The organism is uncultured Henriciella sp. (genome assembly GCF_964005855.1).
Taxonomy (GTDB): Bacteria; Pseudomonadota; Alphaproteobacteria; order Caulobacterales; family Hyphomonadaceae; genus Henriciella.
In genome coordinates this window covers 239,823-257,916 of sequence record NZ_CAXFSW010000003.1, presented here as the reverse complement: position 1 = coordinate 257,916, position 18,094 = coordinate 239,823, and the positions used below count along the sequence as shown (strand labels likewise).

At 60.5% G+C, this 18,094-nt stretch carries 16 protein-coding genes; all 16 read right to left on the bottom strand.

Going from position 1 to position 18,094, the window contains the following annotated elements; translation table 11 throughout:
• Nucleotides 1–4: 4 nt before the first annotated feature.
• The 16 genes from ABNU55_RS07280 to mce all read right to left on the bottom strand — a co-directional run bounded on the left by ABNU55_RS07280 (nucleotide 5) and on the right by mce (nucleotide 18,092).
• Nucleotides 5–616 carry an OmpH family outer membrane protein gene (locus ABNU55_RS07280; protein ID WP_290750162.1) on the bottom strand — a complete coding sequence of 204 codons (612 nt, stop codon included), beginning with the start codon at nucleotides 614–616 and terminating at the stop codon, nucleotides 5–7.
• 19 nt (nucleotides 617–635) lie between these two features.
• Entirely contained in the window at nucleotides 636–3,200 is a 2,565-nt protein-coding gene (gene bamA / locus ABNU55_RS07275; RefSeq protein WP_290750159.1) for an outer membrane protein assembly factor BamA, read from the bottom strand.
• Nucleotides 3,201–3,234: 34 nt separating this feature from the next.
• Entirely contained in the window at nucleotides 3,235–4,407 is a 1,173-nt protein-coding gene (locus tag ABNU55_RS07270) for a M50 family metallopeptidase (RefSeq protein ID WP_290750156.1), read from the bottom strand.
• The gene (gene dxr, locus ABNU55_RS07265; protein WP_290750153.1) at nucleotides 4,407–5,612 is read right to left on the bottom strand and encodes a 1-deoxy-D-xylulose-5-phosphate reductoisomerase; all 1,206 of its coding nucleotides are present in this window, start codon (nucleotides 5,610–5,612) and stop codon (nucleotides 4,407–4,409) included. The genes ABNU55_RS07270 and dxr overlap by 1 nt, the downstream gene beginning before the upstream one ends.
• Nucleotides 5,612–6,385 carry a phosphatidate cytidylyltransferase gene (locus tag ABNU55_RS07260; protein WP_290750150.1) on the bottom strand — a complete coding sequence of 258 codons (774 nt, stop codon included), beginning with the start codon at nucleotides 6,383–6,385 and terminating at the stop codon, nucleotides 5,612–5,614. Before ABNU55_RS07260 ends, dxr begins: the two co-directional genes overlap by 1 nt.
• Nucleotides 6,386–6,440: 55 nt before the next feature.
• A complete protein-coding gene (gene uppS, locus ABNU55_RS07255; RefSeq protein WP_290750147.1) occupies nucleotides 6,441–7,202 on the bottom strand; it encodes a polyprenyl diphosphate synthase in 762 nt (253 codons plus the stop codon).
• Nucleotides 7,199–7,753, bottom strand: coding sequence for a ribosome recycling factor (frr, locus tag ABNU55_RS07250; RefSeq protein ID WP_290750144.1), 555 nt, complete (start codon nucleotides 7,751–7,753; stop codon nucleotides 7,199–7,201). Before frr ends, uppS begins: the two co-directional genes overlap by 4 nt.
• A gap of 18 nt (nucleotides 7,754–7,771) precedes the next feature.
• A complete protein-coding gene (gene pyrH, locus ABNU55_RS07245) occupies nucleotides 7,772–8,509 on the bottom strand; it encodes a UMP kinase (RefSeq protein ID WP_290750141.1) in 738 nt (245 codons plus the stop codon).
• Between the two features lie 90 nt (nucleotides 8,510–8,599).
• The gene (tsf, locus tag ABNU55_RS07240; protein WP_290758981.1) at nucleotides 8,600–9,514 is read right to left on the bottom strand and encodes a translation elongation factor Ts; all 915 of its coding nucleotides are present in this window, start codon (nucleotides 9,512–9,514) and stop codon (nucleotides 8,600–8,602) included.
• Nucleotides 9,515–9,545: 31 nt separating this feature from the next.
• On the bottom strand, nucleotides 9,546–10,403 hold the full coding sequence (rpsB, locus tag ABNU55_RS07235) for a 30S ribosomal protein S2 (RefSeq protein WP_348764279.1): 858 nt from the start codon (nucleotides 10,401–10,403) through the stop codon (nucleotides 9,546–9,548).
• A 138-nt stretch (nucleotides 10,404–10,541) separates the two neighbouring features.
• Nucleotides 10,542–13,961: a DNA polymerase III subunit alpha gene (dnaE, locus tag ABNU55_RS07230; RefSeq protein ID WP_290748628.1), complete on the bottom strand. Its 3,420-nt coding sequence runs from the start codon at nucleotides 13,959–13,961 to the stop codon at nucleotides 10,542–10,544.
• A gap of 58 nt (nucleotides 13,962–14,019) precedes the next feature.
• Complete coding sequence (locus ABNU55_RS07225; protein WP_290748630.1) at nucleotides 14,020–14,709, bottom strand: ABC transporter ATP-binding protein; 690 nt, start codon at nucleotides 14,707–14,709, stop codon at nucleotides 14,020–14,022.
• Nucleotides 14,709–15,977, bottom strand: coding sequence for a lipoprotein-releasing ABC transporter permease subunit (locus tag ABNU55_RS07220; RefSeq protein ID WP_290748632.1), 1,269 nt, complete (start codon nucleotides 15,975–15,977; stop codon nucleotides 14,709–14,711). The genes ABNU55_RS07225 and ABNU55_RS07220 overlap by 1 nt, the downstream gene beginning before the upstream one ends.
• Nucleotides 15,977–17,296: a proline--tRNA ligase gene (gene proS / locus ABNU55_RS07215; RefSeq protein WP_290748635.1), complete on the bottom strand. Its 1,320-nt coding sequence runs from the start codon at nucleotides 17,294–17,296 to the stop codon at nucleotides 15,977–15,979. The genes ABNU55_RS07220 and proS overlap by 1 nt, the downstream gene beginning before the upstream one ends.
• A 109-nt stretch (nucleotides 17,297–17,405) precedes the next feature.
• Nucleotides 17,406–17,648 (bottom strand): DUF1467 family protein, encoded by a 243-nt coding sequence (locus ABNU55_RS07210; protein WP_290748638.1) that lies wholly within the window; start codon nucleotides 17,646–17,648, stop codon nucleotides 17,406–17,408.
• A gap of 12 nt (nucleotides 17,649–17,660) precedes the next feature.
• Nucleotides 17,661–18,092 carry a methylmalonyl-CoA epimerase gene (gene mce, locus ABNU55_RS07205; RefSeq protein ID WP_290748640.1) on the bottom strand — a complete coding sequence of 144 codons (432 nt, stop codon included), beginning with the start codon at nucleotides 18,090–18,092 and terminating at the stop codon, nucleotides 17,661–17,663.
• Nucleotides 18,093–18,094 lie beyond the last annotated feature (2 nt).

The window sequence follows — 18,094 nt, the reverse complement described above, 5'->3', positions numbered from 1 at the left end:
TCAACTACTGCTGTTGCTGCTGGATCTGCTGACGCGCCTGGGCCGGAAGAGTCTGACGGGTGACCTCAACTGTCGGCATCGCCGCGTTCATTTTCGTGATGACCGACTGGGTCACATCGATGGCTTCTGCGGACCAGACCACCTGCGAGCTGTCGAGCATGACATCGGCGCCCGTCTCGGTGACGACCTCTTCGAGCACCGGCTGAAGGGCCTGGAAGAATTTCATCCAGGCGGCCCGTTCGGTGGCCTGAAGCTCGGCAGCGGCGATCTGGCGCTTGCGATTGAACTGCTGGGCACGCTGGGCATAGGCCTCGACTTCGGTGCGCAGTGCTTCATCGGCAGCGATGGCTTCCATGGACATATTGGCGGTGCGCGTTTCAAGCGACTGGCCTTGTTCCTGGATCGCGGTGGCTTCCGGGGTGAGTTCCGACTGGATAGTCGTCCCGATCTGCTCGACCTTGGCGGCAATATCCTGCCCGCCCTGGCTTTGCGTCATGATGCGTTCCTGGTCGATCACGACGACGGATGTGCCCTGTGCGGCAGCAACCGGCGCTGCGACGAACGCGCCGGCGATAAGCGTTGCGAAAGATGCCATGGCGGCATTGAAGAGTTTCATGAGTTCCTCCTGAGAACTTCTAGAAGCGGGTTGAGGTACTGAACCGGAAGGTTTCCGTCCGGTCGTACTCTTCTTTTCTGATGATTTGCGAGAAATCGAACCGGATCGGCCCGAACGGCGAGTCCCAGCCCACCGAGAGACCGGCCGAGGCACGAAGCCCCATACCCGTCTTGGACAATTCCACTGCAGCCACGTCCGGGCTGAGAAGGGCTTCCTGCACAGGTTCGATGTCGATATCATCAAGCATGCCAACGGAGCCAGCTTCCACGAACAGCGCGGTATCGATTCCGTACTCGTCTGGCAGGAAGTTGGGGAAGGTCAGCTCTGCTGTCCCCTGATAATAGGCCTTGCCGCCAAGGGCGCGGCCGCGGCGAGTGCGCAGGACATTGCCGTCCGCATCAACCTCGCGAACAATACGGCGCGGGCCGAGACCGGCGACATCAAAGCCGCGGAAATTGCTGCCGCCCCGGAAGAAGCGGTTGTTGATCCGGATGCCGTCATCCTCGTTCCACGAAGTGATAAAGCCGCCGGAAAGCCGAACACTGGCGCGCACGCCCTTGAAGATACCGCGATAGGTGGCCGCGGATGTCTCGGTACGGATATACTGAACATCGCCCCCGAGGCCTGCCACATCCTGACTGAACGAGAAGTCGAAGCCGCCGGTCGGCTGGATCGGATCGTTCCGGCGGTCCCAATTGAAGGTGTAGCCAACGATTGACGAAATTTCAGCGCGCTCATTTCGGCAATTCGTGAAGCTACGTTGATTGTAAATAGGCGAACACGCATCGACAACTAGCGCCGAGTCCGGAAGATCATCTCCTGGCACAGCCGGCCTATCAAATGTGGTATCGTCACTTGGGTCGTCCGGCGTACCATTATCAAAGGTATCGGTTACAAACAGGCGATCACCGGTCGAATCCACTACAACATTTCCAAGTTCTATGTCGAGCTCGTCACGCTGGAGTCGATAGCGCAAACCTAGGTTGGTGTTTTCTGTTAGCGGGAAGCCCACATTTACGCCCGCGCCAATTGTATCCGACGTAAAGCCTCCCTGCCCGATATTCGAGAAGTCAGAACGCGAGGAAAAAAGATCGATCCCCGCCGCAAGATTGCGGTCAAGGAAACGCGGCTCGCGGAAGCGCAGATCGACATATTGCTGGCGCTGGGACGCCGATACACGCGCAATGGCGGTCTGCCCGCGGCCACGCAAGTTGCGTTCGGAAACGCTGACATCGAACAGGAAGGCATCGACCGAGGAATAACCAGCAGCAAAGGAGAGCTCGCCCGTCGGCTGTTCTTCCACGCTGATGTCGACCACGGTGCGATCAGGCTCAGAGCCCGGGTTTTCAGTGATCTCGACATTCTTGAAGTAGCCGAGCGCGCGAACCCGGTTGCGCGACCGGTCCAGGAGAACGCGGTTGAAGGCGTCGCCCTCTGCCACACGAAGTTCGCGCCGGATCACCTTGTCCAGCGTGCGTGTATTGCCGACGATATTGATCCGCTCGATATAGACACGAGGGCCCTCATCAATCTGGAAGGTCACATCAACCGTGTTGGTTTCCGGATTGGGGCGCAGGTCAGGGGTGATGTCGACGAATGCATAGCCAGCGATACCGGCCGCATAGGTCAGCGTATCGATCGCATTCTCGATCTGGTTGCCACGGAACAGGTCGCCTTCGGTCAGATTCAACGCATTGCGCAGCGACTCGCCATTGAGCTTGTCGAGTTCCGTCTCAACCGCGACTGTCCCGAAATTGTACTGGTCACCTTCATCCACCGTGTAGGTGATATAGAAATCTTCCTGGTCCGGGGTGAGGTCGGCCACAGCGGAGACGACGCGGAAGTCGTAATAGCCATTATTCTGGTAGAACTGGCGCAGCAGTTCGCGGTCATATTCCAGACGACCCGGATCGTAATTGTCGTTCGAGCTGAAGAAACGCCACCAGCGCGACTGACGCGTGGCGATTTCGCTGCGCAGGCGCCGGTCGGCATATTCTTCATTGCCGATGAAGTTGATGGCCCTCACGCCGGTGACCGGACCTTCATTGATCACGAAAACCAGATCGACCCGGTTCTGTTCAAGCGGCTTGTATTGCGGTTCCACCGTCGCGGCAAATCGCCCGGACTGGCGATAGAGTTCGAGGATGCGCTGGACGTCAGACTGGACGCGGGCTGCGGTGAAGATACCGCGCGGCGCCACCTGGATTTCTTCACGCATCTTGTCGTCGTCGATGGCGCTGTTACCCTCAAAGATAACGCGGTTGATGATCGGGTTCTCGACCACGCGCACGATGAGGTCCTGGCCGGACTTCTCGAAAGACGCATCCGCGAACAGGCCTGTCGCGAAAAGTGTTTTCAGGGAGAGATCGATTCGCTCCGCATCGAACGGGTCGCCCGGCTCAACCAGAAGATAGGACTGGATCGTCCGGTCTTCGATCCGCTCATTGCCTTCGACCTGGATGGCCCGGATCCTTTCTGCGGATTCAGGGGCCTGGGCCTTCGCCGTCAGTAGTGAACCCGATAGGGCGGAAGCACCGAGAGCGGTGGCAACACTAATCATCGAGGCGGCGAACACTGATCGCATGGCAAGACTCTCAATTTACTTCGACGTTCGGCTATCAGCCCCGCGTGCCGTTGAACAGCCCTGTTTCCAGTACGTCGCCCCATGTGATGAAGACAAACATCCCAAGCAGCAAAGCCATACCAGCCATCAGGGCGCCCTCCTGCACCCGGGCCGGCATCGGCTTGCCGGCAATTGCTTCATAGCAATTGAAAACGATGTGACCACCGTCCAGCACAGGAAATGGAAGTAAATTAAAGAATCCAATTCCTACAGAGACTGCCGCGCAGATGCTCATCATGCTCCAGAACAGGGCCGTGAGACGGTCTGCCAGCGGCACGGAATCGTTTTCCATCGTACGGTTGACGACCCGGCGGCTGACATCGCCGATCGCCACCGGACCGCTGAGCGTGCTCAACGCCTCCTTGCCCGTGATCATGTGGCCGATAAGGTCCGTGGTCTTTGCAACCGTATCCCAGGTTTGCACGCCGCCCATGGCGAGCGCTTCGACCGGATTATAGTCCACCCGGGTCGCCGTATCGCGCATCTCCTGAAGCATGACCCCCATCGTCCCGAGCGGCTGGACCTGGCCCACCGCATTCTCGCGCATCTGGCGCTTGGGCGTGACGATGAGCTCAACGGTCTCACCGCCACGTTCCACAACCGTCCGAAGCGGCGTATTGCTCGACATGGTCACGATGGTCTGCAGGTCACCCGCATTCTCGATCATGTCGCCATCTATGGACACGAAGACATCACCTTCTTCGATACCGGCTTCGGCAGCGGCGCTATTCTCCAGCACCTCCACGACACCGACACGGGCCTGGTAAGAGCCGTTGAAATAGAAGAAGAGTCCGAAGATCAGGGCGGCCAGCACAAAGTTCGCAGCCGGCCCGGCAGCAGCAACGACCGTGCGCGGCCAGACACCGATCTCATGGAATGGCTTGCCAGAGGGGCCCTCCTCCACCTTGCCGACATCGCCTGGCAGCTGGCCTTCACCGACAAATTTCACAAAGCCCCCCAGAGGGATCCAGTTGACGCGCCAGCGCGTCCCGCGCTTGTCCATAAATTCCATGATCGGCTTGCCAAAACCGACGGAAAAGGACTCTACCGCAGCACCAAAGGCCCGGCCGGCGGCATAGTGCCCAAGCTCGTGAATGACGACGACGACGCCAAGTAAAAAGACGAGGCAGACAATAAAAATCGGGCCCTGGGTAACTATTCCGCTCATCAGATTTCGCTCTTTGTCTCGATCCGCCCAGTTTCTACGAGGTCCCCGCCAAAGGCTCTCGCCTTCTCATCCATCGCCACAATATCCTCAAGACCCGGCTCGCCGTCATGGCCGGACAAGAGCTGTCCGGCGGCCGAGACGGCTGTTTCGACGATCTGGTTGATATCCGTAAAGCGGCACCTGCCGTCCAGAAACGCATCCACCGCGATCTCATTGGCAGCATTCATGGCAATCAACGCGGCATTCGAGTCACGCAGCGCTTCACGCGCCAGCCGGATCGCAGGAAAGCGCGCGTCATCGACCTCTTCGAAATCGAGCCGCGCAATAGCGGCAAGGTCTAGCCGCTCGACCGACGTCGTCACCCGGCGGTCCGGCCAGGTCAAAGCGTGTGCGATAGGCGTCTGCATGTCTGGCGTCCCAAGCTGTGCAAGGAATGAGCCGTCAACATAGCTGACCATTGAATGGATCACAGACTGCGGATGCACCAGAACATCGATGCGCGATTCCGGAACGTCAAACAGGAAGGACGCCTCGATCAGCTCAAGCGCCTTGTTTATGAAACTCGCACTGTCGACAGAGATCTTGCGCCCCATCGACCAGCGAGGATGCGCGCAGGCTTCATCGGGCGTCACAGTCTTCAGACGGTTCAGCGGCGTGCGCAGGAATGGCCCACCCGAGGCCGTCAGGATGAGCCGGTCGACATCCAGCGGGTTCTCCATCACCTGGAACATCGCATTGTGTTCTGAGTCGGTCGGCACGATCGCCGCGCCGGTCCTGGCCGCCGTCTTCCTCAGGAGCGGCCCGGCGCAGACCATGCTCTCCTTGTTGGCGAGCGCCACCGAATTTCCGGCTGCGAGCGCGGCATAGGTGGACCTCAATCCGGCGATCCCGACAATTGCGGCGACGACACGGTCGACGGGGATAGACGCTGCGGCAACGATCTCGGCGCTGCCAGCCGCGGGCTCAACACCGGAGCCGGCCAGCCTCTCCTTGAGCTCGCCATATAGTGTCTCATCCCCGATGACCGCACGCTTCGCTCCGAAACGGCAGGCCTGTCTGGCGAGGGAGTCGACACTGGACTGCGCCGTCAGCGCCTCGATTTCGAAGCGGGGGCCCTCACCCATCGTGTTAGCGTACGCCACAACCGATAGCGCAGACTGTCCGATAGAGCCGGTCGACCCAATAATACTGATACGCTTGGTCATCAGCCTGCCGATAGTCCGAGCGCGGCATGAATGCCTTCTGCAAGCGCGAGGAGTCCGGCGCAGAACACAGCGGCCATACCAAGGCCGTCGACCCTGTCCATGACCCCGCCATGGCCCGGCAGGAAACCACTCGTATCCTTGACGCCGTAACGCCGCTTGAGAGAGGATTCGAACAGGTCACCCCACTGGGCAACAACCGAAATCATGACCCCTGCTGCCAGCCAAGCGATGCGCGAGGCATCGAGCAGACCGGCGGCGATCAGACCGCAAAGCGCGCTGCAGACGACAGCGCCGATGGCACCGCTCCAGGTCTTGGACGGCGAATCGCGGGGCGACAAAGGCGGGCCGCCAAAACCTCGTCCGGCAAAATACGCCCCGGTATCTGAAGCCCAGACCGTCCCCATAAGTATTAGAGCCGCCGCCTGGCCGTACCACACGCCATCGCGCAGGAAGAACAGCCCAAGCGGCAGGCCGGCACTATAGAAAACCCCAAAGGCGGCGACCGCGCGCTCGCCTGGCCTGGAAGGATGGATGAGTCCGATGATCGCTGCAGAGACAAGAAGCGCAATGAAGGCGACGCTCCAGTCGCCAAGATAGGCGCCAATGACACAGGCCGCCGAGAGGACCGCCGTTGCCGGCATGATCGGCGAGGCGGTCATGCGCGCCCATTCATAGCCCATGATGGCGGCGAAGACCGCGCAGGCAATGGCGAGGATCAGGCCGCCCGTCGCAACGACAAAAAGGGCAAACGGGATAAGGACCAGTGCTGACACAACCCGTAGCGCCAGCTCCTTCGATTTATGACTGCCCGGCCTTGAGGCTACCATATCAGGCGGCCCCCGAACTCAGACCGCCAAACCTGCGTTCGCGTGCCGAAAAGGTTTCCAGCGCGGCCTTGAGATGAGGCTCGCCGAAGTCTGGCCAGAGAACATCCATGAAAACGAGCTCCGAATAGGCCGACTGCCAGACGAGAAAATTGCTGAGACGATGTTCCTGACCCGTGCGGATAATGACGTCCGGGTCGGGAAACTCGGATGTGTCCAGATGGGCCGAGATCGCATCCTGATCCAGCTCCTCGAGCGACAGCTCCCCCTCCATCACCTTGCGAGCGACTCGGCGGGCCGCCCGCGCAATTTCCTCGCGTCCGCCATAGTTGAAAGCAATCCCCAGATTGAAGCGCGTATTTTCAGATGTTTCCGATACCGCATAGTCCAGAAGATCGCAGATATCCTGCGGCAGGCCCGACCGGGTGCCAAAGACGCTGATCCGCACATCCTCGGATTTGAGACGTTTCAGGTCCTTCTTGATAAAAGCGCGAAGCAGGGAAAAAAGCGCACCCACCTCGGAGGCCGGCCGGCGCCAGTTCTCTGTGGAGAAGGAATAGACGGTCAGGTAGGACAGGCCCAGTTTCTGGCCCGCCGTCACCGTCTTGCGCAGCGCATCCACACCCCGCTCGTGCCCTACGGAGCGCGGCAGACCACTGCGTGTCGCCCAGCGGCCATTCCCGTCCATGATGACGCCAATATGTGTTGGCAGGTCAGCGGGCGCAGCAAGTTTCGGGTCACCGGTGGATGCTGGCTGGGCACTCAAACCTGCATGATCTCCGCTTCTTTGGCTTTCACGATGTCCTCAATACGCGCGATGTGCGTATCGGTCATCTTCTGAACGTCATCAGACAGGCCGTGGGCCTCGTCCTTGCTGATCTCGCCATCCTTTTCAGCCTTCTTGAGCTGGTCCATGCCGTCGCGGCGCACATTGCGCACGGCGACACGGGCCTGCTCTGCATATTTGCCAGCGATCTTCGAAAGCTCGGCGCGGCGTTCCTCATTCAGCACCGGAATGGGAATCCGCAGCGTGGTGCCATCGGTCACCGGATTAAGGCCGAGCCCCGATTCCCGGATCGCCTTGTCAGCTGCGCCGACAACCGACTTGTCCCAGATATTCACCGACAGGGTGCGCGCATCGAGCACAGAGACGGAGCCGACCTGGTTCAGCGGCACGGTCGAGCCATAAGCCGGCACATTCACCGTATCGAGCAGGTTCGGGGATGCGCGGCCCGTTCTCAGCCCCGCCAGGTCCGACTGAAGCGATGAAATCGCGCCATCCATCCGGCGCTCAAGGTCTTTCTTGTTTATACTCATGAGACTGGTTCTCGCACATTAAGAGATGAGCGTCGATGTTCCGACACCACGCAGCACGTCAAGCAACGCGCCCTTCTTGTGGAGCGAAAAAACGACGATTGGAATGCTTGTATCGCGCATCAGGCTGACGGCGGAGGCATCCATGACGCGAAGATCGCGCGCCAGCACTTCCTGATAGCCGAGCTTTTCATAACGTTCTGCATCGGCATGGGTCTTGGGGTCTGCCGAATAGACGCCATCGACCTGCGTGCCCTTGAACATGGCGCCGCAATTCATCTCGGCGGCCCGAAGCGCGGCGCCGGTGTCGGTTGTGAAATACGGATTGCCCGTCCCCGCCGCGAAGATCACCACGCGGCCCTTCTCCATATGACGGATCGCACGGCGGCGAATATAGGGCTCACACACCGTATCCATCGGAATGGCGGACTGAACCCGGGTGGGTGTGCCGATCTGCTCCAGCGCGCTCTGCATGGCCAGCGCATTCATGACGGTCGCGAGCATGCCCATGGAGTCGGCCTGCGAGCGGTCCATGCCATTGGCGGCCCCGGCAAGACCACGGAAGATGTTTCCGCCGCCGATAACCAGGCAAAGCTCAACACCGGTCTGTTTGATTGCCCCGGCGATCTCTTCAGCAAACTTCAGACAGGTTGGCATGTGGATGCCAAACTCGGAAGGCCCCATCAGGGCTTCGCCGGAAAGTTTCAGGAGAACGCGTTTATAGACGAGCTCGCCGCTATGATCGTCTTCTGGTGTCATGAACGTCTCCCAAGGCCGATTAGCTCGTAAAGGATTCCCGGCTGCCTGTCATGGGCAGCCGGGAGACTTTTAGAAGCCGATTCTGTGGCCTTAGGAGCCGGACGTCATCGAAGCAACTTCTGCAGCGAAGTCGTCTTCTTCCTTCTCGACACCTTCACCGAGACCAAAGCGCACAAAGCCTTTCAGCGTGGCGCCCTGCTCTTCGAGGAATTCGCCAACCGTCTGGTCCGGGTTCATCACGAAAGGCTGCTCGACGAGCACGACTTCCTTGTAGAACTTCTTCAGGCGGCCTTCGATCATCTTCTCGATGACATTGTCCGGCTTGCCGCTTTCGCGAGCCTGGTCGGTCAGGACCTGGCGCTCACGGTTGACCAGCTCCGGATCGAGATCTTCTGTCGTTGCCGAAGCGGGGTTGGTTGCAGCAACGTGCATGGCGACCTTGCGGCCCGCATCGGCGAGCTTGTCCGTGTCGCTGCCTTCGACAGCCACGAGAACGCCGATCTTGCCCATATTCTCAGCTTCCGGGCTGTGAACATAAGCAGCCACCTGACCGCCTTCGGCCGTCAGCTTGGTCACGCGGCGAAGCGTCATGTTCTCACCGATCGTCGCAACGAGGCCGGTGATCATGTCATTGACCGTGCCATCGCCCTGCGGGGCCGGCGCATTCTGGACAGCTTCCAGCGACCCGTCGGTTTCCAGCGCCGTCTTGGCGATACCGGCAAGCGCGGCCTGGAATTTCTCGTTACGGGCAACGAAGTCGGTTTCGGCGTTCAGCTCTACCAGCGTGCCGGACTTGCCGTCGGAGGACAGCAGTGCAGCCACAAGGCCGTCAGCCGCAGCGCGGCCAGCTTTCTTGGCGGCCTTGGACAGGCCCTTGGCGCGCAGCCAGTCAACGGCGGCTTCTGCGTCGCCATCATTCTCAACAAGCGCTTTCTTTGCGTCCATCATGCCTGCGCCCGTACGGTCGCGCAGGTCCTTGACCAGAGCGGCGGTGATCTGTGCCATCTCTAAGATCCTTCCAGATTAAGGTTTGAAATCAGCTTTCGGCTTTGGCTTCTTCGCCGCCCTTGCTTTCTTCAGCGCCAGCTTCAGCCTCGCTTGTCGCGCTGGCTTCGGCAGCAGCCGCATCAGCAGCGGCGACATCGGCGCTCGCCATGGCTTCCACATCTTCCGATTCGCCGAGATCCAGATCGAGACCGGCAGAAGATTCGGCCAGGCCGTCGAGGACCGCGTCAGCGATCAGGTTACAATAGAGCGAGATCGAGCGGGCGGCGTCGTCATTGCCCGGGAACGGGAAGTCGACATCGTCCGGATCGCAATTGGTGTCGATGACAGCAATGACCGGAATGCCAAGCTTCTTGGCTTCCTTGATGGCGATCTGCTCCTTGTTCGTGTCGATCACGAACATGAGGCTCGGCAGGCCGCCCATATTGGCGATACCGCCCAGCGCACGCTCGAGCTTGTCGCGCTCACGCTCGACAACCAGAAGCTCCTTCTTGGTGAGGCCGGAGGCGTCACGGTCGGAAAGCACTTCGTCGAGTTCGCGAAGACGCTTGATCGATTTGGAAACGGTCGCCCAGTTGGTGAGCGTGCCGCCCAGCCAGCGATGGTTCATGAAGTATTGTGCAGAGCGCTCTGCCGCCTCTGCGATCGGCTGGGCTGCCTGGCGCTTGGTGCCGACGAACAGCACGCGGCCGCCCTGCGCGACCGTGTCGCGAACCTGGACGAGTGCCTGGTGAAGCAGCGGGACCGTCTTGGACAGGTCCATGATGTGAATACCCGCGCGATCCCCATAGATGTACGGTTTCATCTTGGGATTCCAGCGGTGGGTCTGGTGGCCGAAGTGAACGCCGGCTTCGAGCAGCTGACGCATCGTGAATTCAGGCAGTGCCATATCAATTTTCCTCTTCCGGTTGACCGGCACGGACACTATCGGGCTCAAACCACTGAGCCCGACACCGGATAGTCCGCGCATCGGGGGTTTAGACCGCTGCCATATACGTAAATCGGGCCTGATTGCAACCGGGCTTTGTCAGGCTGCCATCGTGTCGACGCGGGAGACTCCGGACGCCATCTTGAGGGCGCGAAGGGCCTCAAGTCCTGTCGAATAGACATCCGGCAGTTTCATCGAGACGATCCGTCCATCCGCGAGCGGCAGCTCCAGATAGATTTCGCCCCTGTCCGCGCCCGGCGCATGGACCAGACGTTCAGCAACGGCGGCCAGCTCGGCAAAATTCGCCCCGCGCGAGAGTCGCACGACGAGCGCCTTGGCCTTCTTGCCGATGCGCGCCTTCTCAATCGGCTTCACATTTTTCACCGACAGGCGGATTTCCTCATCCTGGCGGCGCACATTGACCATAACGCAGATACTGTTGCCTGGGGCCATGAGATCGCGGAAATTGTCGAGAACTTCCGGCATGACCATCAGCTCGACCTCGCCGGTCGGGTCTGACAGGGTCAGGAAGGCAAACTTGCCGCCATTTCGGGCCGGCTTCTCGACGCGCCGGCGCACCACCCCGATCAGCTCGAGCGGCCGCCCGTCCATGGCGACATCGGCAATCTCATTCGACAGCGTGATGCGCCCTTCCTCAAGGCTATCGAGGACATCGTCCAGCGGGTGGCCGGAGAGGTAGAAGCCTACGGCTGCAAACTCCTCATCCAGCGTCTGCTGCCCATTCCATGAGGGCATGTCCTGTATCGTGGCGCGCACCGCAGGCTCTGCATCACCGAACAGACCACCCTGCCCGCCGGCCCGGTCCTCTGCCGCCGACACCGCCATGGCCGCCAGCAGGTGCGCAGACCCCAGCACCGTCGCCCGGTTCGGCTCCAGCGCGTCAAAAGCCCCGGCGCGCGAAAGCTGCTCGAAGCACTTCTTGTTGACCGATTTGGGATCCACGCGTTCTGCAAAGTCGTGGAGCGACTGGAACCGCCCGCGGACTGCCCGCTCAGCCTCGACATGGCGCATCGCTTCAAGCCCGACGCCCTTTAACGCGCCAAGCGCATAGACAAGTGCGCCCTCCTCCACGTCAAAATCGGCTGTCGACCGATTGACGTCCGGATTGATGATCGGAATTTCCAGACGCTTTGCTTCCTGCACGAAGGCCGCGAGCTTGTCAGTGTTGTGGATATCGAGGCTCATCGAAGCGGCGAGGAATTCGACCGGGAAGTGCCGCTTCAGATACGCTGTCTGATAGCCGATCAGCGCATAGGCGGCGGCGTGGGACTTGTTGAAGCCATAGCCCGCGAACTTCTCCATCGTATCGAAGATCTCATTGGCGAGCTTCTCCTCGATCCCTTTCAGTTCCTTCGCGCCCTTAAGGAAGCGGGCCCGCTGGGCAACCATTTCCTCAACCTTCTTCTTACCCATGGCGCGGCGCAGAAGGTCAGCTTCGCCGAGCGAATAGCCGGCGATTTCCTGCGCCATCCGCATGACCTGCTCCTGATAGACAGGCACGCCATAGGTCGCGTCCAGAATGGGCTCCAGATCCGGATGCTGGTAGCTTACATTCTTCGGGTCTTCCTTGCCGGCCACATAGACCGGAATGTTATCCATCGGGCCCGGGCGGTAAAGCGAGATGATGGCAATCACGTCCTCGAGATCATTCGGGCGTACCTTGCGCAGCGTATCGCGCATGCCCTGGCCTTCCAGCTGGAAGACACCCAGCGTCTGGCCGCTCGCCATCAGCTCATAGGTGTCCTTGTCATCCAGCGAAGCCCATTCCGGCCCTACATCGCGGCCGTCGCGGCGGATGAATTTCAGCGCGCGGTCGATCACCGTCAGCGTCTTCAGGCCAAGGAAGTCGAATTTCACGAGGCCGCCAGCTTCAGCCCATTTCATGTTGAACTGCGTGGCCGGCAGATCCGAACGCGGATCATTGTAGAGCGGAACAATCTCGGTCAGAGGCCGGTCGCCGATGACCACACCGGCGGCGTGCGTGCCGGCATTCCGGTAAAGCCCTTCCAGCGCCAGGGCCGTCTCCAGCAACTCGCCAACGCGGGGGTCCTGCGCAATCTCGTCGTCGAATTTCGGCTCGTCGTCGATGGCGTCCTGAAGCTTTGGCGGATTGGCCGGATTGAACGGGATGAGCTTGGCCAGCCGGTCCACCTGCCCGTAAGGCATCTGCATCACCCGGCCGACATCGCGCACCACAGCCTTGGCTTGCAGCGTACCGAAGGTGATGATCGCCGCGACGCTTTCGGCGCCATACTTGTCGCGGACATAGCGGATAACCTCACCGCGCCGCTCCTGACAGAAGTCGACGTCGAAGTCCGGCATCGACACGCGTTCCGGGTTGAGGAAGCGCTCAAAGAGAAGGTCGAACCGCAGCGGATCGAGGTCGGTGATCGTCAGCACCCAGGCAACGACCGAGCCCGCGCCAGACCCCCGGCCCGGCCCCACCGGAATCCCCTGCTCCTTCGCCCATTTGATAAAGTCGGCAACGATCAGGAAGTAACCCGGAAAGCCCATCTTCTTGATGATGCCGAGCTCATAGTTCAGCCGCTCGATATAGGTTTCCTTTGGCGCATAGAGCTGCGGCGCTTCAGCGAGACGTTTCTCCAGCCCTTCTTCAGCCTGCACCCGCAGCTCATCGAACTCGGAACGCGAGCCGTCGCCGAAATTCGGCAGGATAGGTTCATGGGTCCGTGCCCGCACAGCGCACCGTTTGGCAATCTCCACCGTGGACCCGATTGCTTCGGGCAGATCGGAGAAAAGCTCGATCATCTCCGCCGAGCTTTTGAGATACTGCTCTGGCGCCACCCGCTTGCGGTCATCCTGGCCGAGATATTCGCCATTCGCGATACACATCATCGCGTCATGCGCGTCAGCATCGTCGGGTTTGAGGAAACGCGCATCATGTGTTGCCACCAGCGGCAGGCCCAGCTTGTAGGCCGCCTCCAGCAGGCCCGGTTCGGCGGAGGCTTCCTCCGGCAGGCCATGACGCGTGATCTCGACATAGCAGCGGCCGGGATAGGCTTTCGCAAACTCCGAAAGCGTCGCCTCGGCCTCGGCCTGCTTGCCTTTCAGGATGTATTGCGCCGCTTCACCGCGCGAGCCGCCGGTCAGAAGGATCAGCCCGTCTGTCTTCTCGAAAAGGTGCTCACGCCTGAGGCGCGGAACGCCATCGGCCGCTTCCAGATAGGCAAAGGAAGACAGCTCCATCAGCCTTTTGTAGCCCGCTTCATTCTGGGCATAGACCGACACCTGCGTCAGCCATTCCTGATGCCCCCCATCGGTGACATCGAAGCAGCACGCCATGATCGGCTGCACGCCAGCGCCCGCCAGCGTCTCTGAAATCTCCAGCGCCCCAAAAAGATTGTTGCGGTCTGTCACGGCAACGGCCGGCACGGCATTGTCGACAGCCCATGCCTTCAATGCCTTCGGCGTGATCATGCTTTCCAGAAGCGAAAAGCTGGTGCGCACGGCAAGATGGATGAAGAGCTGGTCTGACAAGGCGGGCGACTCCTATCGGCTGTCGAGTATGCCTGTTTGGTGCCCTGAGTCGAAGACCCTAGCCTGCAAAGTCTGTGAGTTTTCCGTCCTGCAGCGTCAGCACCCGGTCCATATGCTGGTTGAGCGCCATATTATGGGTCGCCACCAGCACGGCAGCGCCTTCCATGCGCGCAATCTTGATCAGGCTCGCAAAAACCCGTTCGGTCGTCGCCGGATCCAGATTGCCCGTCGGCTCATCGGCAATCACCAGCTTGGGATCATTGACCAGCGCCCGGGCAATCGCGACGCGCTGCTGTTCACCGCCGGACAGCGCGCCCGGCTGGTGGTCCATCCGCTCTGCCAGGCCCATTTCCGCCAGCAGCTCGCGCGCCTTTTCGCGCGCTTCCCGGCGCCGCACACCATTCACCATCAGCGGCATGGCGACATTGTCGAGCGCGTTGAACTCGGGAAGGAGGTGGTGGAACTGATAGACAAAGCCGAGCTTCTCGCGGCGAAGACGCGTGCGTGCAGCATCGGAGAGGGACAGGACCCCTTCCCCATCCAGCAGCACCTCACCCCCTTCGGCCCGTTCAAGCAGCCCCGCAGTATGGAGCAGGGTCGACTTGCCGGAGCCCGACGGGCCGACCAGACCGACCAGTTCACCCTTGTTGAGAACAAGGTCGGCCTTGTCCAGCACCTGCAGGACGCTCGGCCCGGACCGGTACTCGCGGACGATACCGCGCAGCTCAAGAACTGGGACGCCTGCCATTATTCGAACCTCAATGCGTCAACCGGGTCCAGCCGCGCGGCATTCCAGGCCGGCCAGATCGTCACCAGGATCGACATGCCCATCGCCCAGAGCGTCGTAAATACCGCCTCGCCCCAGTCGAGCTCTGCCGGAAGACCATCAAGGCCATAGACCTCGGCATCAAAAACATCCCGGCCGAGTACAGTGCTGAGGAAGCCTTCGACGAGACCGATATTCAGGACGATCAGAACCCCGAAGGCGAGACCGATCAAGGCGCCGGTCAGACCGAGAATGGCGCCGATCATGATGAAGATGCGCATGATGGCCCCGCGCGGCGTGCCGATTGTACGCAGAATGGCAATGTCGCGTGTCTTGTTCTTCACCAGCATGACGACGCCGGTAATGATGTTGAGCGCGGTGATTGTGATGAGGATCAGCATGATGACCCGCATCATCCCGCGCTCGACGTTCAGCGCGTTGAAATAGGAGGCACGCCGCTGCTTCCAGTCCTGCACAGGCAGATTGCCCGTCATAGACCTGATCTCGGCCATGACCGGCTCTGTCCGCATCGGATTGAAAAGGCGCGCATCGATGGCCTGATACTCGCCGCGTTTGTTGAAGAAGAGCTGCGCCTGCTGCATCGGCATCAGGACATAGAGCTTGTCGAGCTCGACGCTGCCGGTCGTGAACGTATCGCCAATCGTATACGCCTTCGACCGCGGCGTGACCCCGAACGGCCCCGACACCCCCTCTGGCGCGATCAACGTGATCTTGTCGCCAATCTCCAGTCCGAGATCCTGCGCCAGAAAGGCCCCGACCAGCACCACGTCTCCGCCATTGCGTCCCTCGCCGAACCCGGCCGCATCCGCCGTGGACTGACCGCCCTCCAGATAGGGTAGCGCCCCGATGTCTTCGGTACGAACGCCCCGGACCATCGCGCCGGTCCGGGCATATTCCGACGTCGCCAGCACTTGCTGCTCAATGAACGGAAAAGCGTGCTCGACCGCTTCAAGCTCCAATATATCGCCGGTCAGCACATCCACATCGCTTTCGGGAAGGCCCTGCACGGAGACAAAGACATGTCCCTGCCCGCCAAGCAGCGCATTGAGAAGCGTCGAGCGAAAGCCCGCCATGACGGACATGATGACAATCAGTGCCATCACCGCCAGCATGATGCCGAAAAAGGAAATGATCGAGATCAGCGACACGCCGCCATGCTGGCGCCGCGCCCGCAAATAGCGCCAGGCCAGCGCGCGCTCGACCTGTCCAAATGGCGCCGCTTTCGCCATCAGCCGGCCTTCACCTTCGCAATGGCTTCCTCGAGCGGCATGTCAGACTTCTCGCCGGTTTTGCGGTTCTTCACCTCGACGACACCAGCCTCCACACCGCGCGGTCCGATGACGATCTGCCAGGGCAGACCGATCAGGTCCATGCGGTTGAACTTGGAGCCTGGCCGCTCATCGGTCTCATCATAAAGAACGTCGAGGCCAGCGTTCTGCAGCGCTTCATAGGCACCATCGGCAACACCCGATACCGTCTCGTCCTTTGGCTTCATCGAGATCAGGCCCACATCGAACGGCGCGACCGCCTGCGGCCATACAATCCCGTTCTCGTCATGGCAGGCTTCGATGATACCGCCAACAAGGCGGGAAACGCCGATACCATAGCTGCCCATCTGAACGGGCACGTTTTCGCCGTCGGCGGTCTGCACGGTCGCATTCATCGCCTTGGAATATTTCGTGCCGAAGAAGAAGATATGGCCGACTTCGATGCCGCGCGCCGAGACCTGACGGTCTTCCGGTATCTTCGCGAATTCGGCCTCGTCATGCTTTTCCTCGGTCGCCGCATAATATTGCGTGCGCCGCTCCATGACCTCTGACAGATCGCCATCGAAGTCGAGATCCAGTCCAGGTGCCGGTACGTCCAGCAGCGCCTTGTCGCAGAAGACAGCGCTTTCGCCGGTGTCGGCCAGAATGATGAATTCATGGCTGAGATCGCCGCCAATCGGCCCGGTATCTGCCTGCATCGGAATGGCCGTCAGCCCCATCCGGTCAAACGCATTGAGATAGGCGCAGAACATTTTCTCATAGCTCTTGCGCGCGCCTTCCTCTGTCAGGTCGAAGGAATAGGCGTCCTTCATCAGGAATTCGCGGCCGCGCATCACACCGAAACGCGGACGGATCTCGTCGCGGAATTTCCACTGCGTGTGATAAAGGTTCAGCGGCAGCGACTTGTAGCTCTTCACATAGGCGCGGAAGACATCCGTAATCAGTTCTTCATTGGTCGGCCCGAACAGCATTTCGCGCTCATGGCGGTCGGTGATGCGCAGCATCTCCTTGCCATAGGCCTCATACCGGCCGCTTTCCTGCCAGAGCTCGGCTTGCTGGATCGTTGGCATGAGAAGCTCGATGGCCCCTGCCCGATCCATCTCCTCACGCACGATCTTCTCGATCTTCTGGAGCACGCGAAACCCGAGCGGCAGCCAGGTATAGATACCCGCGCCGTTCTGACGGACCATGCCGGTGCGCAGCATGAGCTGGTGGGAAACGATGGCCGCATCCGCGGGCACATCCTTGGAAACTGGCAGGAAATATCGGGAAAGGCGCATTGAGACAGGCTCACTCCTTACAAGGCGGATCGCAGCTTCCACCTGTTATTGGCAGTCGTATCGATTGGCTAGAGTGCGCCTGCAAGCGCGCAGCTTTTTGGCGCCGGTTTCAGGCCCCGTAATAGCGCAGCATCGGCACGACGATAATCCCCGCAATCGCCGTACAGATCGCCGCGCCAATGGTGGCCCAGAGCGCTTTCTTCGCAAGCATGGGATGAGCAGGCGCGCCCTCTTCGGTCCCGTCGGTGACCTCACCATCCTCAAACTGGCCACGCACCCCGATGGGCAGGACCACAAACAGGCAGACCCACCAGGAAATGAGGAAGATAACGACGCCGCCGACAGGACTCATGGCTCAAACCTCCTAGTGATCGCCCTTCGGCGTCTCCATCAGTTCGACAAGGACGCCATTGGTGTTCCTTGGGTGAACGAAAACGATGGGCGTGCCATGTGCGCCGATGCGCGGCTCGCCCAGCACGGTTGCGCCGCGCGATTTCATGACCTCGACCGCCTCGTGGATATCGGCGACCTCAAAGCAGACATGGTGCTGGCCGCCCTTCGGGTTCTTCTCGATGAAATTGTGGATCGGGCTCTCTTCATTGAGCGGCTCGATCAGCTCGATCTGGCTGTTGGGCAGGTTCACGAAACAGACCTTCACACCCTGGGCCGGCATGTCGAACGGCTCGGTAATATCGGTCGCCCCGTACAGTGTCTTATAGGTCTCGATTGCGTCGGGGAGCGACGGGACCGCAACGCCAACATGGTTGAGCGGTCCAAGTTTGAAATCATCAGCCATTG

Coding starts and splice junctions, on each gene's coding strand:
- pyrH (WP_290750141.1), bottom strand. CDS start 8,509: ATGACACCAGAAGACGATCATAGCGGCGAGCTCGTCTATAAACGCGTT.
- ABNU55_RS07210 (WP_290748638.1), bottom strand. CDS start 17,648: ATGAGTCCTGTCGGCGGCGTCGTTATCTTCCTCATTTCCTGGTGGGTC.
- proS (WP_290748635.1), bottom strand. CDS start 17,296: ATGCGCCTTTCCCGATATTTCCTGCCAGTTTCCAAGGATGTGCCCGCG.
- rpsB (WP_348764279.1), bottom strand. CDS start 10,403: ATGGCACTGCCTGAATTCACGATGCGTCAGCTGCTCGAAGCCGGCGTT.
- ABNU55_RS07280 (WP_290750162.1), bottom strand. CDS start 616: ATGAAACTCTTCAATGCCGCCATGGCATCTTTCGCAACGCTTATCGCC.
- bamA (WP_290750159.1), bottom strand. CDS start 3,200: ATGCGATCAGTGTTCGCCGCCTCGATGATTAGTGTTGCCACCGCTCTC.
- ABNU55_RS07220 (WP_290748632.1), bottom strand. CDS start 15,977: ATGGCGAAAGCGGCGCCATTTGGACAGGTCGAGCGCGCGCTGGCCTGG.
- frr (WP_290750144.1), bottom strand. CDS start 7,753: ATGAGTATAAACAAGAAAGACCTTGAGCGCCGGATGGATGGCGCGATT.
- tsf (WP_290758981.1), bottom strand. CDS start 9,514: ATGGCACAGATCACCGCCGCTCTGGTCAAGGACCTGCGCGACCGTACG.
- ABNU55_RS07225 (WP_290748630.1), bottom strand. CDS start 14,709: ATGGCAGGCGTCCCAGTTCTTGAGCTGCGCGGTATCGTCCGCGAGTAC.
- mce (WP_290748640.1), bottom strand. CDS start 18,092: ATGGCTGATGATTTCAAACTTGGACCGCTCAACCATGTTGGCGTTGCG.
- ABNU55_RS07270 (WP_290750156.1), bottom strand. CDS start 4,407: ATGAGCGGAATAGTTACCCAGGGCCCGATTTTTATTGTCTGCCTCGTC.
- dxr (WP_290750153.1), bottom strand. CDS start 5,612: ATGACCAAGCGTATCAGTATTATTGGGTCGACCGGCTCTATCGGACAG.